A 17,853-nucleotide genomic window follows, 5' to 3' on the forward strand; every position below is an offset into this window, starting at 1 on the left:
TATTATGATTGGTCTAGTCGGTCGTAAAGTGGGCATGACCCGCATCTTTACCGAAGAAGGCGTTTCTATCCCAGTAACTGTTGTTGAAGTTGAAGCTAACCGTGTTTCTCAAGTGAAAACTGTTGAAACTGATGGCTACAATGCAATCCAAGTTACTTGTGGTTCTAAGAAAGCTAACCGCGTATCTAAACCTGAAGCTGGTCACTTTGCGAAAGCAGGTGTTGAAGCAGGTCGTGGTCTTTGGGAATTCCGTTTAGAAAACGGTGAAGAATTCGCAGTAGGCGCTGAGCTAACTGTTGAAGTTTTCAACGAAATCAAAAAAGTAGACGTTACTGGTACATCTAAAGGTAAGGGTTTCCAAGGCGCTGTTAAGCGTTGGAACTTCCGTACTCAAGATATGACTCACGGTAACTCTTTGTCTCACCGTGCACCGGGTTCAATTGGCCAATGTCAAACTCCAGGTCGCGTATTCAAAGGCAAAAAAATGGCAGGTCACATGGGTGCTGAGCGTGTTACGACTCAAAACCTAGAGATCGTACGTGTTGACGCTGAGCGCAATCTGCTTCTTATTAAAGGTGCAGTACCAGGCTCAACAGGTGGCAACGTGATCGTTAAACCAGCTGTTAAAGCATAACGTCTTAGGAGTAAGTAATGGAATTAATGGTTAAAGGTGCTGATGCACTAACTGTTTCCGAAACTACTTTCGGACGTGAGTTTAACGAAGCTCTTGTACACCAAGTAGTTGTTGCATATGCAGCAGGTGCTCGTCAAGGCACTCGTGCTCAAAAAACACGTTCAGAAGTATCTGGCGGTGGCGCTAAGCCATGGCGTCAAAAAGGTACAGGCCGAGCTCGTGCGGGTACTATTCGTAGCCCAATCTGGCGTACAGGTGGTGTTACTTTTGCTGCGAAACCACAAGATCACAGCCAAAAAGTAAACAAAAAAATGTACCGTGGTGCTCTTAAGAGCATTCTTTCTGAGTTAGTTCGTCAAGATCGTCTGATCGTTGTAGACAACTTCTCAGTTGAAGCACCAAAAACTAAAGAGCTAGTTGCTAAGCTTAAAGAGCTTGAGCTTAACGATGTTCTTATCGTAACTGGCGAAGTAGACGAGAATCTATTCTTAGCTGCTCGTAACCTATACAAAGTTGACGCACGTGACGTTGCTGGTATTGACCCAGTATCTCTAGTTGCATTCGACAAGGTTCTAATGACTGCAGCTGCAGTTAAGCAAGTTGAGGAGATGCTGGCATGATCAATGAAGAGCGTCTACTAAAAGTTCTACGTGGCCCACTAATCTCTGAAAAAGCAACAATGGCTGCTGAAGGCAATAACACTATTGTTTTCAAAGTAGCAATTAATGCAACTAAAAAAGAGATTAAAGCAGCTGTAGAAAAGTTGTTTGAAGTTGAAGTTAAGTCTGTAAATACTCTTATCACTAAGGGTAAAACTAAACGTCAAGGTTTACGCCAAGGCCGTCGTTCTGACGTGAAAAAAGCGTACGTAATCTTGAAAGAAGGTCAAGACTTAGACTTCGTTGGCGGCGCGGAATAACAGGAGTAGTTAAAAATGGCTATTGTTAAATGTAAGCCGACTTCCCCTGGTCGTCGTCACGTTGTTAAAATCGTTAACGCTGACCTACACAAGGGTAAACCATACGCACCACTTCTAGAGAAAAACTCTAAGAACGGTGGTCGTAACAATAACGGTCGTATCACAGTACGTCACGTTGGTGGTGGTCACAAGCAACACTACCGTCTAATTGACTTTAAACGTACAAAAGATGGCATTCCAGCTGTTGTTGAACGTTTAGAATACGATCCAAACCGTAGTGCAAACATTGCACTAGTTCTGTTCGCAGACGGTGAGCGTCGTTACATTATCGCACCAAAAGGCATTCAAGCTGGCGATACAGTACAATCAGGTGTTGATGCGCCAATCAAAGCAGGTAACTGCCTACCATTGCGTAACATCCCAGTAGGTTCTACTGTTCACTGTGTTGAATTAAAACCTGGTAAGGGCGCGCAAATTGCTCGTTCTGCTGGTGCTTATGCACAGATCATTGCACGTGATGGCGCTTACGTTACATTACGTCTACGTTCTGGTGAGATGCGTAAAGTTCTTTCTGAAGGTCGTGCGACTATCGGTGAAGTTGGTAACTCTGAACACATGCTACGTGAGCTAGGTAAAGCTGGTGCTACACGCTGGCGCGGTGTTCGTCCAACAGTTCGCGGTGTTGCAATGAACCCAGTTGATCACCCACACGGTGGTGGTGAAGGTCGTACATCAGGCGGTCGTCACCCAGTATCACCATGGGGTATGCCAACTAAAGGCTTCAAGACTCGTAAGAACAAATCTACTGACAAGTACATTGTACGTCGTCGTAACAAATAATCTATAAAGAGGAATCGCCATGCCACGTTCTCTCAAGAAAGGTCCTTTTATTGACCTACACTTGCTGAAGAAGGTAGAGAAAGCGGTGGAAAGCGGAGACAAAAAGCCTGTTAAGACTTGGTCCCGTCGTTCAATGATCATTCCAACAATGATCAACTTGACCATCGCTGTCCATAATGGTCGCCAACATGTACCAGTTTTCGTAACAGAAGACATGATCGGTCACAAGTTGGGCGAATTTGCACCTACACGTACTTATCGCGGCCACGCTGCTGATAAGAAAGCGAAAAAGCGTTAAGAGGTAGAATATGGAAGCTATTGCTAAACATCGTTTTGCCGGTATTTCACCACAGAAAGCTCGCCTAGTTGCGGACCAAGTACGTGGTAAATCTGTAGACCAAGCTCTAGAAATCCTAACTTTCAGCAACAAAAAAGCTGCTGTATTAGTGAAGAAAGTTCTTGAGTCTGCAATCGCAAACGCTGAACACAACGAAGGTGCAGATATCGACGATCTAAATGTCGCTAAAATCTTCGTAGATGAAGGCCCTATCATGAAGCGTATTATGCCTCGTGCTAAAGGTCGTGCAGATCGCATCTTGAAGCGTTCAAGCCACATCACTATCGTTGTAGCTGATCGTTAAAGACTAGGAGATTAAGCAAATGGGTCAAAAAGTACATCCTAATGGTATTCGTCTTGGCATCGTTAAGCCTTGGAATACTACATGGTTTGCTAGTAGCCAAGAGTTCGCTGACAACCTAGACGGCGACTTCAAGGTACGTCAGTATCTTACTAAAGAACTGAAAAAAGCATCTCTATCACGCATCGTTATCGAGCGTCCTGCTAAGAGCATCCGTGTGACTATTCACACTGCTCGTCCAGGCGTTGTAATCGGTAAGAAAGGTGAAGACGTAGAGAAACTACGCGCAGGCGTAGCAAAAATCGCAGGTGTTCCAGCGCAAATTAACATTGCTGAAGTACGTAAACCTGAGCTTGACGGTCAGCTAGTTGCTGATAGCATCGCGTCTCAACTTGAGCGTCGTGTTATGTTCCGTCGTGCTATGAAGCGTGCTGTACAAAATGCAATGCGTCTTGGCGCTAAAGGCATCAAAGTGGAAGTAAGCGGTCGTCTAGGCGGCGCTGAAATTGCACGTTCTGAGTGGTACCGTGAAGGTCGTGTGCCTCTACATACTCTACGTGCTGACATTGATTACGCAACTTCTTCGGCTCACACTCAATACGGTGTGATCGGCGTTAAAGTTTGGATCTTCAAAGGTGAAGTTCTAGGCGGTATGCCAGCTGCTAATGCAGTAGAGCCTAAGGCTGACAAGCCTAAGAAGCAGCGCAGAAGCCGTAAGTAAGGAGCCGACTGATGCTACAACCAAAACGTACTAAGTTCCGTAAGGTTATGACTGGTCGTAACCGTGGTCTTGCTAAAGGTACTGAAGTAAGCTTCGGCGACTTCGGTCTTAAAGCTGTAGGCCGTGGTCGTCTAACTGCTCGTCAGATTGAAGCGGCTCGTCGTGCTATGACGCGTCACATTAAGCGTCAAGGTCAAATCTGGATCCGTGTGTTCCCAGACAAACCTATCACAGAAAAACCGCTTGAAGTTCGTCAAGGTAAGGGTAAAGGTAACGTTGAGTACTGGGTAGCCCAAATCCAACCTGGAAAGGTTATGTACGAAATGAACGGCGTACCTGAAGAGTTGGCACGTGAAGCGTTCCGCCTAGCGGCACGTAAACTGCCTATCAAAACTACTTTTGTAACTAAGCAGGTGATGTGATGAAAGCACAAGATCTACGCGAGAAAAACGTTGAAGAGCTAAATGAAGAGCTTCTGAATTTGCTACGTGAACAGTTCAACTTGCGCATGCAAGCTGCGACTGGTCAACTACAGCAAACTCACACTCTGAAAGCTGTACGTCGTGATATCGCACGTGTTAAAACTTTACTGAATGAGAAGGCTGGCGCATAATGAGCGAGAAAATTCGTACTATGCAAGGTCGTGTAATTAGCGACAAAATGGACAAGTCTATTGTTGTTGCTATTGAACGCATGGTGAAACACCCGATCTACGGTAAATACATCAAGCGCACGACTAAGCTTCACGCACATGATGAAAACAACGAATGTGGCCTAGGCGACACAGTTGAGATTCGTGAATGTCGTCCACTATCTAAGACTAAGTCTTGGACATTGGTAAACATTGTAGAAAAAGCAAAAGCTTAATTTGTTGATTCTATAGCGACTTTAAGCGGCTCCGAATTTTTTTTGGGGCCGTTTATTTTTTGACTACCTTTATTTAAAAAATGGTGATACAATCCCCATCCCTTTTAAAGAGGCAGCCCGACCCGTGATGGGTCTAGTTTTAAATATTTAGCGGAGCACTAACAATGATCCAAATGCAAAGTACACTTGACGCTGCAGATAACTCTGGTGCGCGCAAGGTAATGTGTATTAAGGTTCTGGGTGGCTCTCACCGCCGTTATGCACATATCGGAGATATCATCAAAGTTACTGTTAAGGAAGCAATTCCTCGCGGTAAAGTTAAAAAAGGTGATGTTCTGAAGGCGGTAGTAGTGCGCACCCGTAAAGGCGTTCGTCGCCCAGACGGTTCTATCATTCGCTTCGACCGTAATGCTTGCGTATTGTTGAATGACACTACTGAGCAACCAGTCGGTACACGTATCTTTGGTCCAGTGACTCGTGAACTTCGTAACGCGAAATTCATGAAAATCGTTTCACTAGCACCAGAAGTTCTGTAAGGAGCGGCACAAAATGGCAGCTAAAATCCGTCGTAATGACGAAGTAATCGTTCTTGTCGGTAAAGATAAAGGCAAGAAAGGTAAAGTAACTAAGGTTCTTGAAACTGGTAAAGTTATCGTTGAAGGTATCAACCTTGTTAAAAAACACCAAAAGCCTGTTCCGGCTCTTGGTCAACAAGGCGGTATTGTTGAGAAAGAAGCAGCTATTGATGCTTCTAACATCGCAATCTACAACGAAGCAACTGGTAAAGCGGACCGTATCGGTTTCCGTTTTGAAGAAGGCAAAAAAGTGCGTTTCTTCAAATCTAACGGTGAAACAATTAAGTAATTTGGAGTTCTACTATGGCGAAACTGCATGATTACTACAAGTCGTCTGTAGTCGCTGAGCTTACCAAAGAGTTCAGCTACACAAGCGTCATGCAAGTCCCTAGGGTTGAAAAGATCACCCTAAACATGGGTGTTGGTGAAGCAATCAACGATAAGAAACTACTAGAAAACGCTGCTGCCGATATGGCAATTATCTCTGGTCAAAAACCATTGATTACTAAAGCACGTAAATCTGTAGCTGGTTTCAAAATCCGTGAAGGCTACCCAATCGGTTGTAAAGTAACCCTGCGTGGCGAACGTATGTGGGAATTCTTAGAGCGTTTAATCTCTATTGCACTTCCACGAGTACGTGATTTCCGTGGCGTTAGCGCGAAGTCTTTTGACGGTCGCGGTAACTACAGCATGGGCGTTCGCGAGCAAATCATCTTCCCTGAGATCGACTATGATAAAGTTGATCGTGTACGCGGTCTTGATATTACTATCACGACGTCTGCGAATACAGATGCGGAAGGCCGAGCTCTGCTGGCTGCCTTTAACTTCCCATTCCGTAAGTAAGGTGAAGGGTTACTGTTATGGCTAAACAATCAATGAAAGCACGTGAAGCTAAACGTGCGAAACTTGTAGCTAAGTTCGCTGAAAAGCGTGCTGCGCTAAAAGTTCTAATTAGCGATGTTAATGCTTCTGAAGAAGAGCGTTGGGATGCAGTTCTTAAACTGCAATCACTACCTCGTGATTCAAGTGCATCTCGTCAGCGTAATCGTTGTAACCAAACTGGTCGTCCACACGGTTACCTACGTAAGTTCGGTTTAAGCCGTATTAAGGTTCGTGAAGCTTGCATGAAAGGCGAGATTCCGGGTCTTCGTAAGGCTAGCTGGTAATTGCCACTTAATCATTTGGAGTAAATCTTATGAGCATGCAAGATCCGATTTCGGATATGCTGACCCGCGTTCGCAACGGTCAAGCAGCAAACAAAGTTGCTGTTAAAATGCCTTCTTCAAAGCTTAAAGTTGCAATCGCTGCACTGCTAAAAGCTGAAGGCTACATCGCTGATTTCGCTGTTGAAGGCGACATCAAACCTGAGCTAGAAATCACTTTAAAGTATTTCCAAGCTAAACCAGTTATCGAGCAAATCCAACGTGTTTCTCGTCCAGGTCTTCGTGTTTACAAGAAGAACGACGCGTTACCATCTGTAATGGGTGGTCTTGGTATTGCTGTTGTTTCTACATCAAAAGGCCTTATGTCTGACCGCGCTGCGCGTAAAGCTGGTCTTGGTGGCGAAATCATCTGCTACGTAGCTTAATAGGAGTAGGATATGTCTCGTGTTGCTAAAGCACCTGTAGTAATTCCTGCTGGCGTAGAAGTGAAACTGAACGGCCAGGAAATCACTATCAAAGGTGGTAAAGGTGAACTAACTCGCGTTCTTAACGACGCTGTAGTTGTTTCACAAGAAGATAACACTATTGTATTTGGTCCACGCGAAGGCGTTACCAATGCTTGGGCTCAAGCTGGTACAGCTCGTGCACTAGTAAACAATATGGTTATCGGTGTAAATGAAGGCTTTACTAAGAAGCTAATTCTTAAAGGTGTAGGTTACCGTGCTGCTATGAAAGGCAACGCTGTAGGCCTAACTCTTGGCTTCTCACACCCTGTAGAGCACGCTCTACCAGAAGGTATTAAAGCTGAGTGTCCAACTCAAACTGAGATCGTTGTAACTGGTTGTGATAAGCAATTAGTTGGTCAAGTTGCTGCGGACCTTCGTTCATACCGTCAGCCTGAACCTTACAAAGGTAAAGGTGTTCGTTACGCCGATGAAATCGTGCGTACTAAAGAAGCTAAGAAGAAGTAGGGTATCACTATGGATAAGAAAGCATCTCGCATCCGTCGTGCTACACGTGCACGTCGTAAGATCGCTGAACTGTGTGCAACTCGCCTTGTAGTACACCGTACTCCGCGTCATACGTACGCTCAGGTAATCGCACCAAACGGCTCAGAGGTTATCGCTGCCGCTTCTACTGTAGAAAAGGCAATCCGTGAGCAACTTGGAAGCACTAGCAACAAAGCTGCTGCTGAAGCAATTGGTAAACTAATTGCTGAGCGCGCTATCGAAAAAGGCATTACTAATGTTGCTTTCGATCGTTCTGGTTTCCAATACCACGGCCGAGTAGCGGCGCTAGCAGAATCTGCTCGCGAAGCTGGTCTGAAATTCTAAGGTAGGGTTGGAAGATGGCTAAAGAACAACAACAAGCTACAGATTTGAACGAAAAGCTAATTGCTGTTAACCGTGTTTCTAAAACGGTTAAAGGTGGTCGAATCTTTAGTTTTACTGCACTAACAGTTGTTGGTGACGGTAACGGTCGCGTAGGTTTCGGTTACGGCAAAGCTCGTGAAGTACCTGCTGCGATTCAAAAATCAATGGAAAAAGCACGTCGTAACATGTTTACGATTGCACTTAACGAAGGTACTCTTCACCACGCTGTTAAAGGTCGCCACACTGGTTCTAAAGTGTACATGCAACCAGCTGCAGAAGGTACTGGTATCATCGCTGGTGGTGCGATGCGTGCAGTACTAGAAGTTGTGGGTGTCCGCAACGTACTAGCTAAAGCTTACGGCTCTACTAACCCAATCAACGTTGTTCGCGCAACGATTGCTGGTCTAAGTAGCGTTAAGTCACCTGAGATGGTAGCTGCTAAGCGTGGTCTAACTGTTGAATCTATTTCGGAGTAAGAACCATGTCTAAAACTATCAAAGTAACTCAGACTAAAAGCTCAATCGGTCGCCTACCTAAGCACATCTTGTGCCTTAAAGGTCTAGGTCTTCGTCGCATCAACCATACAGTAGAAGTTGAAGATACACCGTGTACTCGCGGTATGATCAACAAAGTTTACTACATGGTTAAAGTTGAGGAGTAATCAGAATGCGTTTGAATACTCTATCACCGGCTGCTGGCTCTAAACCTTCTAAGAAGCGTGTAGGTCGTGGTATCGGTTCTGGCCTAGGTAAAACTGGTGGCCGTGGTCACAAAGGCCAAAAATCACGCTCTGGCGGTAAAGTTCGCGCTGGTTTTGAAGGCGGTCAAATGCCTCTAAAACAACGTCTACCTAAATTTGGCTTTACTTCACGTAAGAGCCTAGTAACTGCAGAAGTTCGTCTAAGCGAACTTGCTAAAGTTGAAGGTAACGTAATCGATCTAAACAGCCTTAAAGCTGCTAACGTAATCACTAAGAACATTGAGTTCGCGAAAGTTGTACTTTCTGGTGAAATCGCTACTGCTGTAACTGTTAAAGGTCTACGCGTAACGAAAGGCGCTAAAGCTGCGATCGAAGCTGCAGGCGGTAAGATCGAGGAATAATCCTCGAAGGATGAGGTACAATGGCAAAGAAACCAGGAAAAGAAGTAAATAGTGCTCAGAGCGGCCTAGCTGAACTGAAATCGCGTCTGTTATTTGTTATAGGTGCGCTTTTAGTGTTCCGAGCAGGCTCATTTGTGCCAATTCCTGGGATTGACGCTGCTGTCCTTGCTGATCTTTTCGAACAGCAGCAGGGTACCATCATTGAACTGTTTAACATGTTCTCTGGTGGTGCACTGTCGCGTGCCTCAATTCTAGCTCTAGGTATTATGCCGTACATTTCGGCATCTATCGTTGTTCAGCTGTTAACAGTTGTTCATCCACCTCTAGCTGAATTGAAAAAAGAAGGTGAGTCTGGTCGTCGTAAGATTAATCAGTACACACGTTATGGCACCTTGGTGCTGGCTACATTCCAAGCAATTGGTATTGCAACCGGTCTACCAAGCATGATTCCAGGGTTAGTTGCTAACCCTGACATGATGTTCTATCTGACAGCTACAGTAAGTTTAGTAACTGGTACCATGTTCTTAATGTGGTTAGGTGAACAAATTACTGAGCGTGGCATCGGTAACGGTATATCTTTGATTATTTTCACAGGTATCGTTGCAGGTTTACCACCAGCTATCGGTGAAACGATCCAGCAGGCGCGTCAAGGTGAACTGCACGTGCTTCTTCTATTACTAATTGCAGTGATCTCATTTGCAGTTATCTACTTTGTAGTGTTCATGGAGCGTGGTCAACGTCGTATCGTCGTTAACTATGCAAAACGTCAGCAAGGCCGTAAGGTATTTGCAGCTCAAAGTACTCACTTGCCACTTAAAATTAATATGGCTGGTGTGATTCCTGCAATTTTTGCATCAAGTATTATACTATTCCCTGGGACATTGGCTCAGTGGTTTGGTGGTAACGGTGAAGGAACATTCGGTTGGTTAACTGATGTTTCAATGGCATTAAGTCCAGGTCAACCGTTATACGTAATGCTTTATGCAGCAGCAATTATCTTCTTCTGTTTCTTCTATACTGCGTTGGTGTTTAACCCGCGTGAAACAGCTGATAACTTGAAGAAGTCTGGTGCATTCGTACCCGGAATCCGCCCAGGTGAACAGACTACGAAATACATCGATAAAGTTATGACACGTCTAACCCTTGCTGGTGCGATGTACATTACCTTTATCTGTCTGATTCCCGAGTTTATGATGATCGCTTGGAACGTACGCTTCTATTTTGGCGGTACTTCCCTACTAATCGTAGTTGTTGTTATCATGGACTTTATGGCACAGGTTCAGACTCATCTGATGTCTCAACAGTATGAGTCCGTGTTGAAGAAGGCTAATCTGAAAGGCTACGGTCGTTAATTTCAGGTTCCAATTTTACGGAGTTTAGCAATGAAAGTTCGTGCTTCCGTTAAAAAAATCTGCCGCAACTGTAAAGTTATTAAGCGCAACGGTGTTGTGCGTGTAATTTGCGTTGAACCAAAGCATAAGCAACGCCAAGGTTAATTAGCAGAAATTTTTACTTGATATATTAAGTTAGGCCGAGTATTATTCTCGGCCTACCTTTTGTGTGCAAAAGAAGTAGTTATAGTCGCAACGTATCCTCAACGGGCTTTGTTGCGGCTCTTCTTAAGAAAAAGTACTAGGAGTGAATAGTGGCCCGTATAGCAGGCATTAACATTCCTGATCATAAACATGCTGTAATCGCTTTAACAGCGATCTACGGTATCGGTAAAACTCGCTCTCAAGCTATCCTAGCTGAAGTGGGTATTGCTGAAGATGTTAAGATCAGTGAACTGAATGATGAGCAGATTGATATTCTGCGTGATGGTGTTGCCAAATACACTGTAGAAGGCGACCTACGTCGTGAAGTATCGATGAACATTAAGCGTCTTATGGACCTTGGTTGTTATCGTGGTCTTCGTCACCGTCGCAGTCTACCGTTACGTGGACAGCGTACTAAAACCAACGCACGTACCCGTAAAGGTCCGCGCAAGCCGATCAAAAAATAATCGGATAAGGTAGAGAGTACAATGGCAAAACAACCTACTCGCGCTCGTAAGCGCGTTCGCAAGCAAGTAGCGGATGGCGTAGCGCACATCCATGCTTCTTTCAACAACACAATCGTAACCATTACTGACCGTCAAGGTAACGCACTAGCTTGGGCTACTGCAGGTGGTTCTGGTTTCCGTGGTTCTCGTAAATCTACTCCGTTCGCTGCACAAGTTGCTGCTGAGCGTTGTGGTGAAATGGCCAAAGAATATGGCGTTAAGAACCTAGAAGTTATGGTTAAGGGCCCAGGTCCTGGTCGTGAGTCAACTATCCGTGCATTAAACGCTGCTGGATACCGCATCACAAACATCGTTGATGCTACTCCGATCCCTCATAACGGTTGTCGTCCACCTAAGAAACGTCGCGTTTAAGTTTCGTTTCTAGGAATATTGGAGAAAGAACATGGCAAGATATTTGGGTCCTAAGCTGAAGCTTAGCCGTCGCGAAGGCACAGATTTATTCCTTAAATCTGGTGTACGTGCGATCGATACCAAGTGTAAAATTGATAACGCTCCAGGTGTACACGGCGCTCGTCGCGGTCGTCTATCTGAATATGGCGTTCAGCTTCGTGAGAAGCAAAAAGTTCGTCGTATGTACGGCGTTCTAGAAAAACAATTCCGTAACTACTATAAAGATGCTGCTCGCCTTAAAGGCAACACAGGTGAAAACCTGCTTCAGCTTCTTGAAGGTCGTCTAGATAACGTAGTTTACCGTATGGGCTTTGGCGCAACTCGTGCTGAATCTCGCCAACTAGTTAGCCATAAGTCTATCCTAGTTAATGGTAAAGTTGTTAACGTTCCTTCTTTCAAAGTTGCGGCTAACGACGTTGTTTCAATCCGTGAAAAAGCTAAACAGCAATCACGTATTAAAGCTGCTCTAGAAGTTGCTGAACAACGCGAAAAACCAACTTGGATTGAAGTAGATGCTGGCAAAATGGAAGGTACGTTTAAGCGTCTTCCAGAACGTTCTGATTTGTCTGCCGACATCAACGAACACTTGATCGTCGAGCTTTACTCTAAGTAAGGCTTAAATAAAGAGAGGACACAATGCAGGGTTCTGTAACAGAATTTCTAAAGCCACGTCTTGTTGACATTGAACAAGTCAGCACGACTCATGCAAAAGTAACTCTTGAGCCGTTAGAGCGTGGTTTCGGCCACACTCTAGGTAACGCTCTACGTCGTATTTTACTATCTTCAATGCCGGGTTGTGCCGTAACTGAAGTGGAAATCGAAGGCGTATTACACGAGTACAGCACCAAAGAAGGTGTTCAGGAAGATATCCTTGAAATCCTTCTGAACCTTAAAGGCCTAGCCGTTAAGGTTGAGGGTAAAGATGAAGTTATCATTACTCTTAACAAGTCTGGTGCAGGCCCTGTTGTTGCAGGTGACATCACCCATGATGGTGATGTTGAGATTGCGAACCCAGAGCACGTAATCTGCCACTTGACTGATGACAATGCTGAAATCAGCATGAGAATCAAGGTAGAGCGTGGTCGCGGCTACGTACCATCAACAGCTCGTATCCATACTGAAGAAGATGAGCGTCCAATTGGTCGTCTGCTTGTCGATGCAACTTACAGCCCAGTAGATAAAATTTCTTACGCGGTTGAAGCGGCACGTGTTGAGCAACGTACTGACTTAGACAAACTTGTTATCGATATGGAAACAAATGGTACGCTTGATCCTGAGGAAGCTATCCGTCGTGCAGCTACAATTTTAGCTGAGCAACTGGATGCATTCGTAGATCTTCGTGATGTACGTGTTCCTGAAGAAAAAGAAGAGAAGCCAGAGTTCGATCCGATCCTACTGCGTCCTGTAGACGATCTTGAACTAACGGTTCGCTCTGCTAACTGTTTGAAAGCAGAAGCGATTCACTACATTGGTGATCTGGTGCAGCGCACTGAGGTTGAGTTACTTAAGACTCCAAACCTTGGTAAGAAATCTTTAACTGAAATTAAAGATGTTCTAGCTTCACGTGGACTTTCTTTAGGTATGCGCCTAGAGAACTGGCCACCAGCGTCTATCGCTGAAGATTAATCAGTTCACTAATTATCTAGTTAGAAGGATTAGGTCATGCGCCATCGTAAGAGTGGTCGTCAACTCAACCGCAACAGCAGCCATCGCAAAGCGATGTTTAGCAACATGGCTAGCTCATTAGTTCGTCACGAAATTATCAAGACGACTTTGCCAAAAGCAAAAGAGCTACGTCGCGTAGTTGAGCCTTTGATTACATTAGCTAAGACTGACAGTGTTGCTAACCGTCGTCTAGCATTTGCTCGCACTCGTGATAACGAAGTTGTAGCAAAACTATTCACCGAGTTAGGTCCACGCTTTGCACAACGTGCTGGTGGTTACACTCGTATTCTGAAGTGCGGTTTCCGTGCAGGTGACAAAGCTCCAATGGCATACATTGAGCTTGTAGATCGCCCAGAAGTAGAAGCAGACGCTGAGTAATCAGAATAAGCTTTAAGAAAAAACCGAGTCTTAGGACTCGGTTTTTTTGTATTTGGACATTATAAATTTACTGTTCTAATTTATTAATTAATCTCGCCATTCATCTAAAAACGCATGAACTTTATCGACCATATTTGTTGAACCAACAAAGAAAGGCACTCGTTGATGCAGTTCGCTTGGTTTTATATCTAAGATACGCTGTTCACCATCGGTCGCTTTACCACCTGCCTCTTCAATGAGCATCGCCATTGGATTACATTCATACAGTAATCTTAATTTTCCATTGGGGTAAGCTTGAGTACTTGGGTAAAGATAAATACCACCTTTTAGAAGGTTTCTGTGAAAATCGGCAACTAAAGAACCGATATAACGTGAAGTGTATGGGCGATTGTCTTCTGGTTTACTTTCTTGGCAGAATTTAAGGTATTGTTTAATGCCTTCAGGGAAGCGAATGTAATTACCTTCATTTATAGAATAGATATTACCGTCTTTTGGGATTTGCATATTTTCGTGAGATAAGCAGAAAACACCAAGTGAAGGATCGTAAGTAAAACCATGAACACCATTTCCTGTGGTATAAACAAGCATGGTTGAAGAACCGTAAATAATGTAACCAGCAGCAACTTGTTTATGACCTGGTTGCAGGAAATCTTCTTCAGTAGCCGGTGTTCCAATTGGTGAAATACGACGATATATAGAAAAGATAGTACCAACAGAAACATTAACATCAATATTTGAAGAACCATCCAATGGATCCATTAATACAACGTATTTTGCGTTTTTGTTGAGCTCCTTATTAAAAGCAACTGCTTCATCTTCTTCTTCACTAGCGACACCACAGACTTGATCACGAGCTTCAAGTGCTGCTTTAAATTTATCATTAGCGTAAACATCTAATTTTTGTTGCTGTTCACCTTGAATATTCTCTTCACCAGATGCACCTGTAATATCAACTAATCCGGCTTTATTAATCTCGCGGTTAACGATTTTTGCTGCTAACTTGATTGAGCCTATTAATGAAGACAGTTCACCACTTGCATGAGGGAAGTCATGTTGTTTAGCGACAATGAACTCACCTAAAGTTCTTATTTCAGACATAGTTATTCCTTTAATTCTCTGTTATTAGATATCAACGCGAAGTCGGGTCAGGTACTGATTTATTTTTATAGTAGTTGTGTTACTGTTTGCTGTAATTCATTCTATAGCATAGAACTTTTTAAGAGTATTGAAGTAACTTTGTATAAAAGTTGCTCACTTAATTTAATATAAGACGGTTTTTATTATGCATATTCATATCCTTGGAATTTGTGGAACATTCATGGGTGGCGCTGCAACACTAGCACGTCAACTCGGACATAAAGTAACTGGTTGTGATGCTAACGTTTATCCACCAATGAACACATTATTAGAGTCTCAAGGCATTGAGATTATTGAAGGCTTTGATCCAAGCCAGTTAGACCCTGCACCTGATTTAGTCGTCATTGGTAATGCCATGAGTCGTGGAAATCCTTGTGTTGAATATGTATTAGATAAGAATCTTAAATACACATCAGGTCCTCAATGGTTACAAGAGTTTTTACTGCAAGATCGTTGGGTGATGGCGGTTGCAGGTACACACGGTAAAACAACAACATCAAGTATGCTAGCTTGGGTACTAGAAGAGTGTGGTTACAAGCCAGGCTTCTTAGTCGGCGGTGTATTAGGTAATTTTGGTGAGTCAGCTCGCTTAGGTGAAAGCATGTTCTTTGTTGTTGAAGCAGATGAATATGACAGTGCTTTTTTTGATAAGCGTTCAAAGTTTGTTCATTACCGTCCTCGTACGCTTGTATTAAACAACCTTGAGTTTGACCATGCCGATATTTTTGATGATTTGGCTGCGATTCAGCGTCAATTCCATCACTTAATCAGAACGGTTCCAAGTACTGGTCGCATTTTTGCACCTAAGCAAGATAAACCTTTAGAGCAAGTATTAGAACAAGGCTGCTGGAGTGAATTAGAGTTCACTGGTGAAGATGGTCAATGGAAAGCCATCAAACTTCAAAAAGATGGTAGTCAGTTTGATGTCTATTTTGAGGGTGAAAACGTTGGGCAAGTTAATTGGGACTTAGTTGGTGATCACAACGTAAGTAATGCGCTTATGGTCGTCGCTTCTGCACGCCACGTAGGTGTTATTCCTGATTTAGCTTGTGAAGCTTTGGGTAAATTTATCAATACTAAGCGTCGTCTTGAGTTGAAAGGTGAAGTAAATGGTGTGACGGTTTATGATGACTTTGCTCATCACCCAACAGCTATTGATCTAACATTAAATGGTCTACGTAATAAAGTTGGTGATAAAAAGATTATTGCCGTATTAGAACCTCGCTCAAGCACAATGAAACTTGGCGTTCATAAAGATACATTAGCGGCTTCACTGCATGCCGCAGATTCAGTTTATATTTATCAACCAGATAATATCGCATGGTCAGTTGATGACGTTGCACAACAATGTACTCAACCTGCTCACACGCATAATAACATTGATGCGTTCGTTGATATGATAGTGAACGAAGCACTGCCTGGTGATCAAATTTTGGTAATGAGCAATGGTGGTTTTGAAGGTATTCACGGTAAATTGCTTTCACGCTTAAGTGATGCAGTAAAACATATAGAAATGGTGGATTAATATGAGTAAACAAAAAGCAATTACGTTAGCTATGACAGGGGCTTCAGGAGCGCCTTATGGATTGCGTTTGCTCGAGTGTTTACTTGCTGCTGATTATCACGTGTATTTTCTTATCTCTTCTGCTGCTAGAGTTGTAATGGCGACAGAACATGATTTGAAATTACCAAGTGGACCTGATGCTATGAAAGCGGCATTAGTTGAACACTTAGGTTGTAATGCAGATAAGCTAACCGTTTGTGGTAAAGAGGACTGGTTTTCTCCTGTAGCTTCTGGTTCTGCTGCGCCTAAACAAATGATTGTCTGCCCATGTTCAGCTGGTAGTGTTGCTTCAATTGCTCATGGTATTTCTGATAATTTAATCGAAAGAGCGGCTGATGTGGTTTTAAAAGAACGAGGTCAGCTGATTCTTGTGGTTCGAGAGGCGCCATTCTCAACATTACATTTAGAGAATATGCTTAAGTTGTCGCAAATAGGGGCGACAATTATGCCTGCTGCCCCAGGTTTTTATCATCAACCCAAATCCATTGAAGATTTAATTGATTTTATGGTAGCAAGAATTTTGGACCATTTAGGTGTAGAGCAAGGGCTTGTACCTCGCTGGGGTTATGACCATCGATAGCTGCACAATAAAAGCTCTGGCTCATTAAGCTATTCACACTTACAATACGACTTCTCATCGGGGAGCTTTGGCTGAGATTAATGAAGATTGGATAATGTTCATTTAAACCCGTATCACCTGAACCAGATAATGCTGGCGTAGGAATTGAGATGACATTCTCCTATGAGTATTTCAACTCTAGCCTGTGCCGCTCAAAAGGACGAAAGAGCGCATAATGAAAACAACAGTAACTTCACTTCCAGTTAAAAAACTATCTCTCGCTATTGCATTAGCAAGCATCTCTTCTTTTTCTGTGTCCGCGTCAGAAACACTAACGGTATACACTTATGATTCATTTGCAGCGGATTGGGCCCCGGACCTAAAGTTGAAGCGGCATTTGAAGCTAAATGTGGCTGTAATTTAGAGCTAGTTGCATTAGATGATGGCGTATCTATTTTGAATCGTCTACGTCTTGAGGGAAAGAATGCTAAAGCTGATATTGTATTGGGTTTAGATAATAACTTAATGGCGGAAGCGAAAAAAACAGGGTTACTCGCTCAACATCACATCGATACAAGTTCGGTACATTTACCTAATGGGTGGAGTGATACAACGTTTATTCCTTATGACTTTGGTTATTTTGCTTTTGTTTATAACAAAGAGAAAGTAACTAATCCTCCAAAGAGCCTAAAAGAGTTGGTTGAACAGCGCGACGATTTAAAAGTGATTTATCAAGATCCTCGAACTTCAACGCCGGGGCAAGGCTTATTACTCTGGATTAAATCTGTTTATGGGGATGATGCCGCTCAAGCATGGAAGCAACTATCTAAAAAAACAGTGACGGTAACAAAAGGCTGGTCAGAAGCTTATAGTATGTTTTTAGAGGGAGAGTCGGATCTCGTTTTATCTTATACAACATCGCCGGCTTACCATATTATTGCTGAAAAAGATCAACGATTTGCTGCCGCTAATTTCTCAGAAGGCCATTACACTCAAGTTGAAGTTGCGGCAAAAGTTAAATCTACAAAACACAATAAACTTGCCGACGAGTTTTTAGCATTCATATTAAGTGATGAGTTTCAATTTGCGATGCCAACAGGAAACTGGATGTACCCAGTAACTAAAGTTGAACTACCAAAGGGATTTGAAACATTGACGGTACCTAATAAAGCATTGTCATTTAGCTCTGAAGATATCGCACAAAAGCGTAAATCTTGGATCCGTGAATGGCAGCATGCGTTAACTTTTTAATTGGTGTAATAAGGAG

General features: G+C 43.4%; 30 protein-coding genes, 1 pseudogene and 1 riboswitch. Of the genes and pseudogenes, 30 read left to right on the forward strand and 1 reads right to left on the reverse strand.

The genetic code is table 11. The features are described 5' to 3' along the window. Positions 1-4 precede the first annotated feature (4 nt). The 27 genes from rplC to rplQ all read left to right on the forward strand — a co-directional run bounded on the left by rplC (position 5) and on the right by rplQ (position 13,326). Complete coding sequence (gene rplC / locus AAFX60_001015; protein XDF77846.1) at positions 5-634, forward strand: 50S ribosomal protein L3; 630 nt, start codon at positions 5-7, stop codon at positions 632-634. A gap of 17 nt (positions 635-651) precedes the next feature. Beyond that, on the forward strand, positions 652-1,254 hold the full coding sequence (gene rplD / locus AAFX60_001020; protein ID XDF77847.1) for a 50S ribosomal protein L4: 603 nt from the start codon (positions 652-654) through the stop codon (positions 1,252-1,254). Next, on the forward strand, positions 1,251-1,553 hold the full coding sequence (gene rplW / locus AAFX60_001025; protein ID XDF77848.1) for a 50S ribosomal protein L23: 303 nt from the start codon (positions 1,251-1,253) through the stop codon (positions 1,551-1,553). Before rplD ends, rplW begins: the two co-directional genes overlap by 4 nt. Positions 1,554-1,568: 15 nt before the next feature. Then, a complete protein-coding gene (rplB, locus tag AAFX60_001030; GenBank protein XDF77849.1) occupies positions 1,569-2,393 on the forward strand; it encodes a 50S ribosomal protein L2 in 825 nt (274 codons plus the stop codon). A gap of 19 nt (positions 2,394-2,412) precedes the next feature. Beyond that, a complete protein-coding gene (gene rpsS / locus AAFX60_001035; GenBank protein XDF77850.1) occupies positions 2,413-2,691 on the forward strand; it encodes a 30S ribosomal protein S19 in 279 nt (92 codons plus the stop codon). Between the two features lie 10 nt (positions 2,692-2,701). Continuing rightward, on the forward strand, positions 2,702-3,034 hold the full coding sequence (rplV, locus tag AAFX60_001040; protein ID XDF77851.1) for a 50S ribosomal protein L22: 333 nt from the start codon (positions 2,702-2,704) through the stop codon (positions 3,032-3,034). 19 nt (positions 3,035-3,053) lie between these two features. Then, positions 3,054-3,752, forward strand: coding sequence for a 30S ribosomal protein S3 (gene rpsC / locus AAFX60_001045; GenBank protein ID XDF77852.1), 699 nt, complete (start codon positions 3,054-3,056; stop codon positions 3,750-3,752). Positions 3,753-3,763: 11 nt separating this feature from the next. Next, a complete protein-coding gene (gene rplP / locus AAFX60_001050; GenBank protein ID XDF77853.1) occupies positions 3,764-4,174 on the forward strand; it encodes a 50S ribosomal protein L16 in 411 nt (136 codons plus the stop codon). Then, positions 4,174-4,365, forward strand: coding sequence for a 50S ribosomal protein L29 (rpmC, locus tag AAFX60_001055; GenBank protein XDF77854.1), 192 nt, complete (start codon positions 4,174-4,176; stop codon positions 4,363-4,365). Before rplP ends, rpmC begins: the two co-directional genes overlap by 1 nt. Continuing rightward, positions 4,365-4,619 (forward strand): 30S ribosomal protein S17, encoded by a 255-nt coding sequence (gene rpsQ / locus AAFX60_001060; GenBank protein XDF77855.1) that lies wholly within the window; start codon positions 4,365-4,367, stop codon positions 4,617-4,619. The genes rpmC and rpsQ overlap by 1 nt, the downstream gene beginning before the upstream one ends. Before the next feature lie 164 nt (positions 4,620-4,783). After that, positions 4,784-5,155, forward strand: coding sequence for a 50S ribosomal protein L14 (gene rplN, locus AAFX60_001065; GenBank protein ID XDF77856.1), 372 nt, complete (start codon positions 4,784-4,786; stop codon positions 5,153-5,155). Positions 5,156-5,168: 13 nt separating this feature from the next. After that, on the forward strand, positions 5,169-5,483 hold the full coding sequence (gene rplX / locus AAFX60_001070) for a 50S ribosomal protein L24 (GenBank protein XDF77857.1): 315 nt from the start codon (positions 5,169-5,171) through the stop codon (positions 5,481-5,483). Between the two features lie 14 nt (positions 5,484-5,497). Next, complete coding sequence (rplE, locus tag AAFX60_001075; protein XDF77858.1) at positions 5,498-6,037, forward strand: 50S ribosomal protein L5; 540 nt, start codon at positions 5,498-5,500, stop codon at positions 6,035-6,037. Positions 6,038-6,054: 17 nt separating this feature from the next. Beyond that, positions 6,055-6,360, forward strand: coding sequence for a 30S ribosomal protein S14 (gene rpsN / locus AAFX60_001080; GenBank protein XDF77859.1), 306 nt, complete (start codon positions 6,055-6,057; stop codon positions 6,358-6,360). A 29-nt stretch (positions 6,361-6,389) separates the two neighbouring features. Then, the gene (gene rpsH / locus AAFX60_001085) at positions 6,390-6,782 is read left to right on the forward strand and encodes a 30S ribosomal protein S8 (protein XDF77860.1); all 393 of its coding nucleotides are present in this window, start codon (positions 6,390-6,392) and stop codon (positions 6,780-6,782) included. A 12-nt stretch (positions 6,783-6,794) separates the two neighbouring features. Then, the gene (gene rplF, locus AAFX60_001090; protein ID XDF77861.1) at positions 6,795-7,328 is read left to right on the forward strand and encodes a 50S ribosomal protein L6; all 534 of its coding nucleotides are present in this window, start codon (positions 6,795-6,797) and stop codon (positions 7,326-7,328) included. Between the two features lie 9 nt (positions 7,329-7,337). Further along, the gene (gene rplR, locus AAFX60_001095) at positions 7,338-7,691 is read left to right on the forward strand and encodes a 50S ribosomal protein L18 (GenBank protein XDF77862.1); all 354 of its coding nucleotides are present in this window, start codon (positions 7,338-7,340) and stop codon (positions 7,689-7,691) included. 14 nt (positions 7,692-7,705) lie between these two features. Beyond that, positions 7,706-8,206 (forward strand): 30S ribosomal protein S5, encoded by a 501-nt coding sequence (rpsE, locus tag AAFX60_001100; GenBank protein ID XDF77863.1) that lies wholly within the window; start codon positions 7,706-7,708, stop codon positions 8,204-8,206. A 5-nt stretch (positions 8,207-8,211) separates the two neighbouring features. Next, positions 8,212-8,391, forward strand: a complete 180-nt coding sequence (rpmD, locus tag AAFX60_001105) for a 50S ribosomal protein L30 (GenBank protein ID XDF77864.1) — start codon at positions 8,212-8,214, stop codon at positions 8,389-8,391. Positions 8,392-8,396: 5 nt separating this feature from the next. Then, positions 8,397-8,831, forward strand: a complete 435-nt coding sequence (rplO, locus tag AAFX60_001110) for a 50S ribosomal protein L15 (GenBank protein ID XDF77865.1) — start codon at positions 8,397-8,399, stop codon at positions 8,829-8,831. A gap of 20 nt (positions 8,832-8,851) precedes the next feature. Further along, on the forward strand, positions 8,852-10,183 hold the full coding sequence (secY, locus tag AAFX60_001115; protein ID XDF77866.1) for a preprotein translocase subunit SecY: 1,332 nt from the start codon (positions 8,852-8,854) through the stop codon (positions 10,181-10,183). 30 nt (positions 10,184-10,213) lie between these two features. After that, complete coding sequence (gene rpmJ, locus AAFX60_001120; protein XDF77867.1) at positions 10,214-10,327, forward strand: 50S ribosomal protein L36; 114 nt, start codon at positions 10,214-10,216, stop codon at positions 10,325-10,327. Positions 10,328-10,476: 149 nt separating this feature from the next. Next, complete coding sequence (rpsM, locus tag AAFX60_001125) at positions 10,477-10,833, forward strand: 30S ribosomal protein S13 (GenBank protein ID XDF77868.1); 357 nt, start codon at positions 10,477-10,479, stop codon at positions 10,831-10,833. A gap of 21 nt (positions 10,834-10,854) precedes the next feature. Beyond that, positions 10,855-11,244 (forward strand): 30S ribosomal protein S11, encoded by a 390-nt coding sequence (gene rpsK / locus AAFX60_001130; GenBank protein XDF77869.1) that lies wholly within the window; start codon positions 10,855-10,857, stop codon positions 11,242-11,244. Between the two features lie 31 nt (positions 11,245-11,275). Next, positions 11,276-11,896 carry a 30S ribosomal protein S4 gene (rpsD, locus tag AAFX60_001135; protein XDF77870.1) on the forward strand — a complete coding sequence of 207 codons (621 nt, stop codon included), beginning with the start codon at positions 11,276-11,278 and terminating at the stop codon, positions 11,894-11,896. Between the two features lie 23 nt (positions 11,897-11,919). After that, positions 11,920-12,909: a DNA-directed RNA polymerase subunit alpha gene (rpoA, locus tag AAFX60_001140; GenBank protein ID XDF77871.1), complete on the forward strand. Its 990-nt coding sequence runs from the start codon at positions 11,920-11,922 to the stop codon at positions 12,907-12,909. Positions 12,910-12,945: 36 nt separating this feature from the next. After that, complete coding sequence (rplQ, locus tag AAFX60_001145; protein XDF77872.1) at positions 12,946-13,326, forward strand: 50S ribosomal protein L17; 381 nt, start codon at positions 12,946-12,948, stop codon at positions 13,324-13,326. An 87-nt stretch (positions 13,327-13,413) separates the two neighbouring features. Here the strand turns inward: rplQ and fbp are convergent, their stop codons facing one another. After that, positions 13,414-14,424, reverse strand: a complete 1,011-nt coding sequence (gene fbp / locus AAFX60_001150) for a class 1 fructose-bisphosphatase (protein XDF77873.1) — start codon at positions 14,422-14,424, stop codon at positions 13,414-13,416. 184 nt (positions 14,425-14,608) lie between these two features. Between fbp and mpl the strand changes: the two genes are divergently transcribed. The 3 genes and pseudogenes from mpl (at position 14,609) to thiB (ending at position 17,837) form a co-directional block, all read left to right on the forward strand. Continuing rightward, on the forward strand, positions 14,609-15,988 hold the full coding sequence (gene mpl / locus AAFX60_001155; protein XDF77874.1) for a UDP-N-acetylmuramate:L-alanyl-gamma-D-glutamyl-meso-diaminopimelate ligase: 1,380 nt from the start codon (positions 14,609-14,611) through the stop codon (positions 15,986-15,988). Position 15,989: 1 nt separating this feature from the next. Further along, on the forward strand, positions 15,990-16,607 hold the full coding sequence (locus AAFX60_001160) for a flavin prenyltransferase UbiX (GenBank protein ID XDF77875.1): 618 nt from the start codon (positions 15,990-15,992) through the stop codon (positions 16,605-16,607). A gap of 48 nt (positions 16,608-16,655) precedes the next feature. Continuing rightward, positions 16,656-16,768, forward strand: a riboswitch (TPP riboswitch). 53 nt (positions 16,769-16,821) lie between these two features. Further along, positions 16,822-17,837 (forward strand): annotated as a pseudogene (gene thiB, locus AAFX60_001165) (thiamine ABC transporter substrate binding subunit). Positions 17,838-17,853 lie beyond the last annotated feature (16 nt).

The sequence above is a fragment of the Aliivibrio fischeri genome (assembly GCA_038993745.2).
In the GTDB taxonomy this organism is placed as follows: Bacteria; Pseudomonadota; Gammaproteobacteria; order Enterobacterales; family Vibrionaceae; genus Aliivibrio; species Aliivibrio fischeri_B.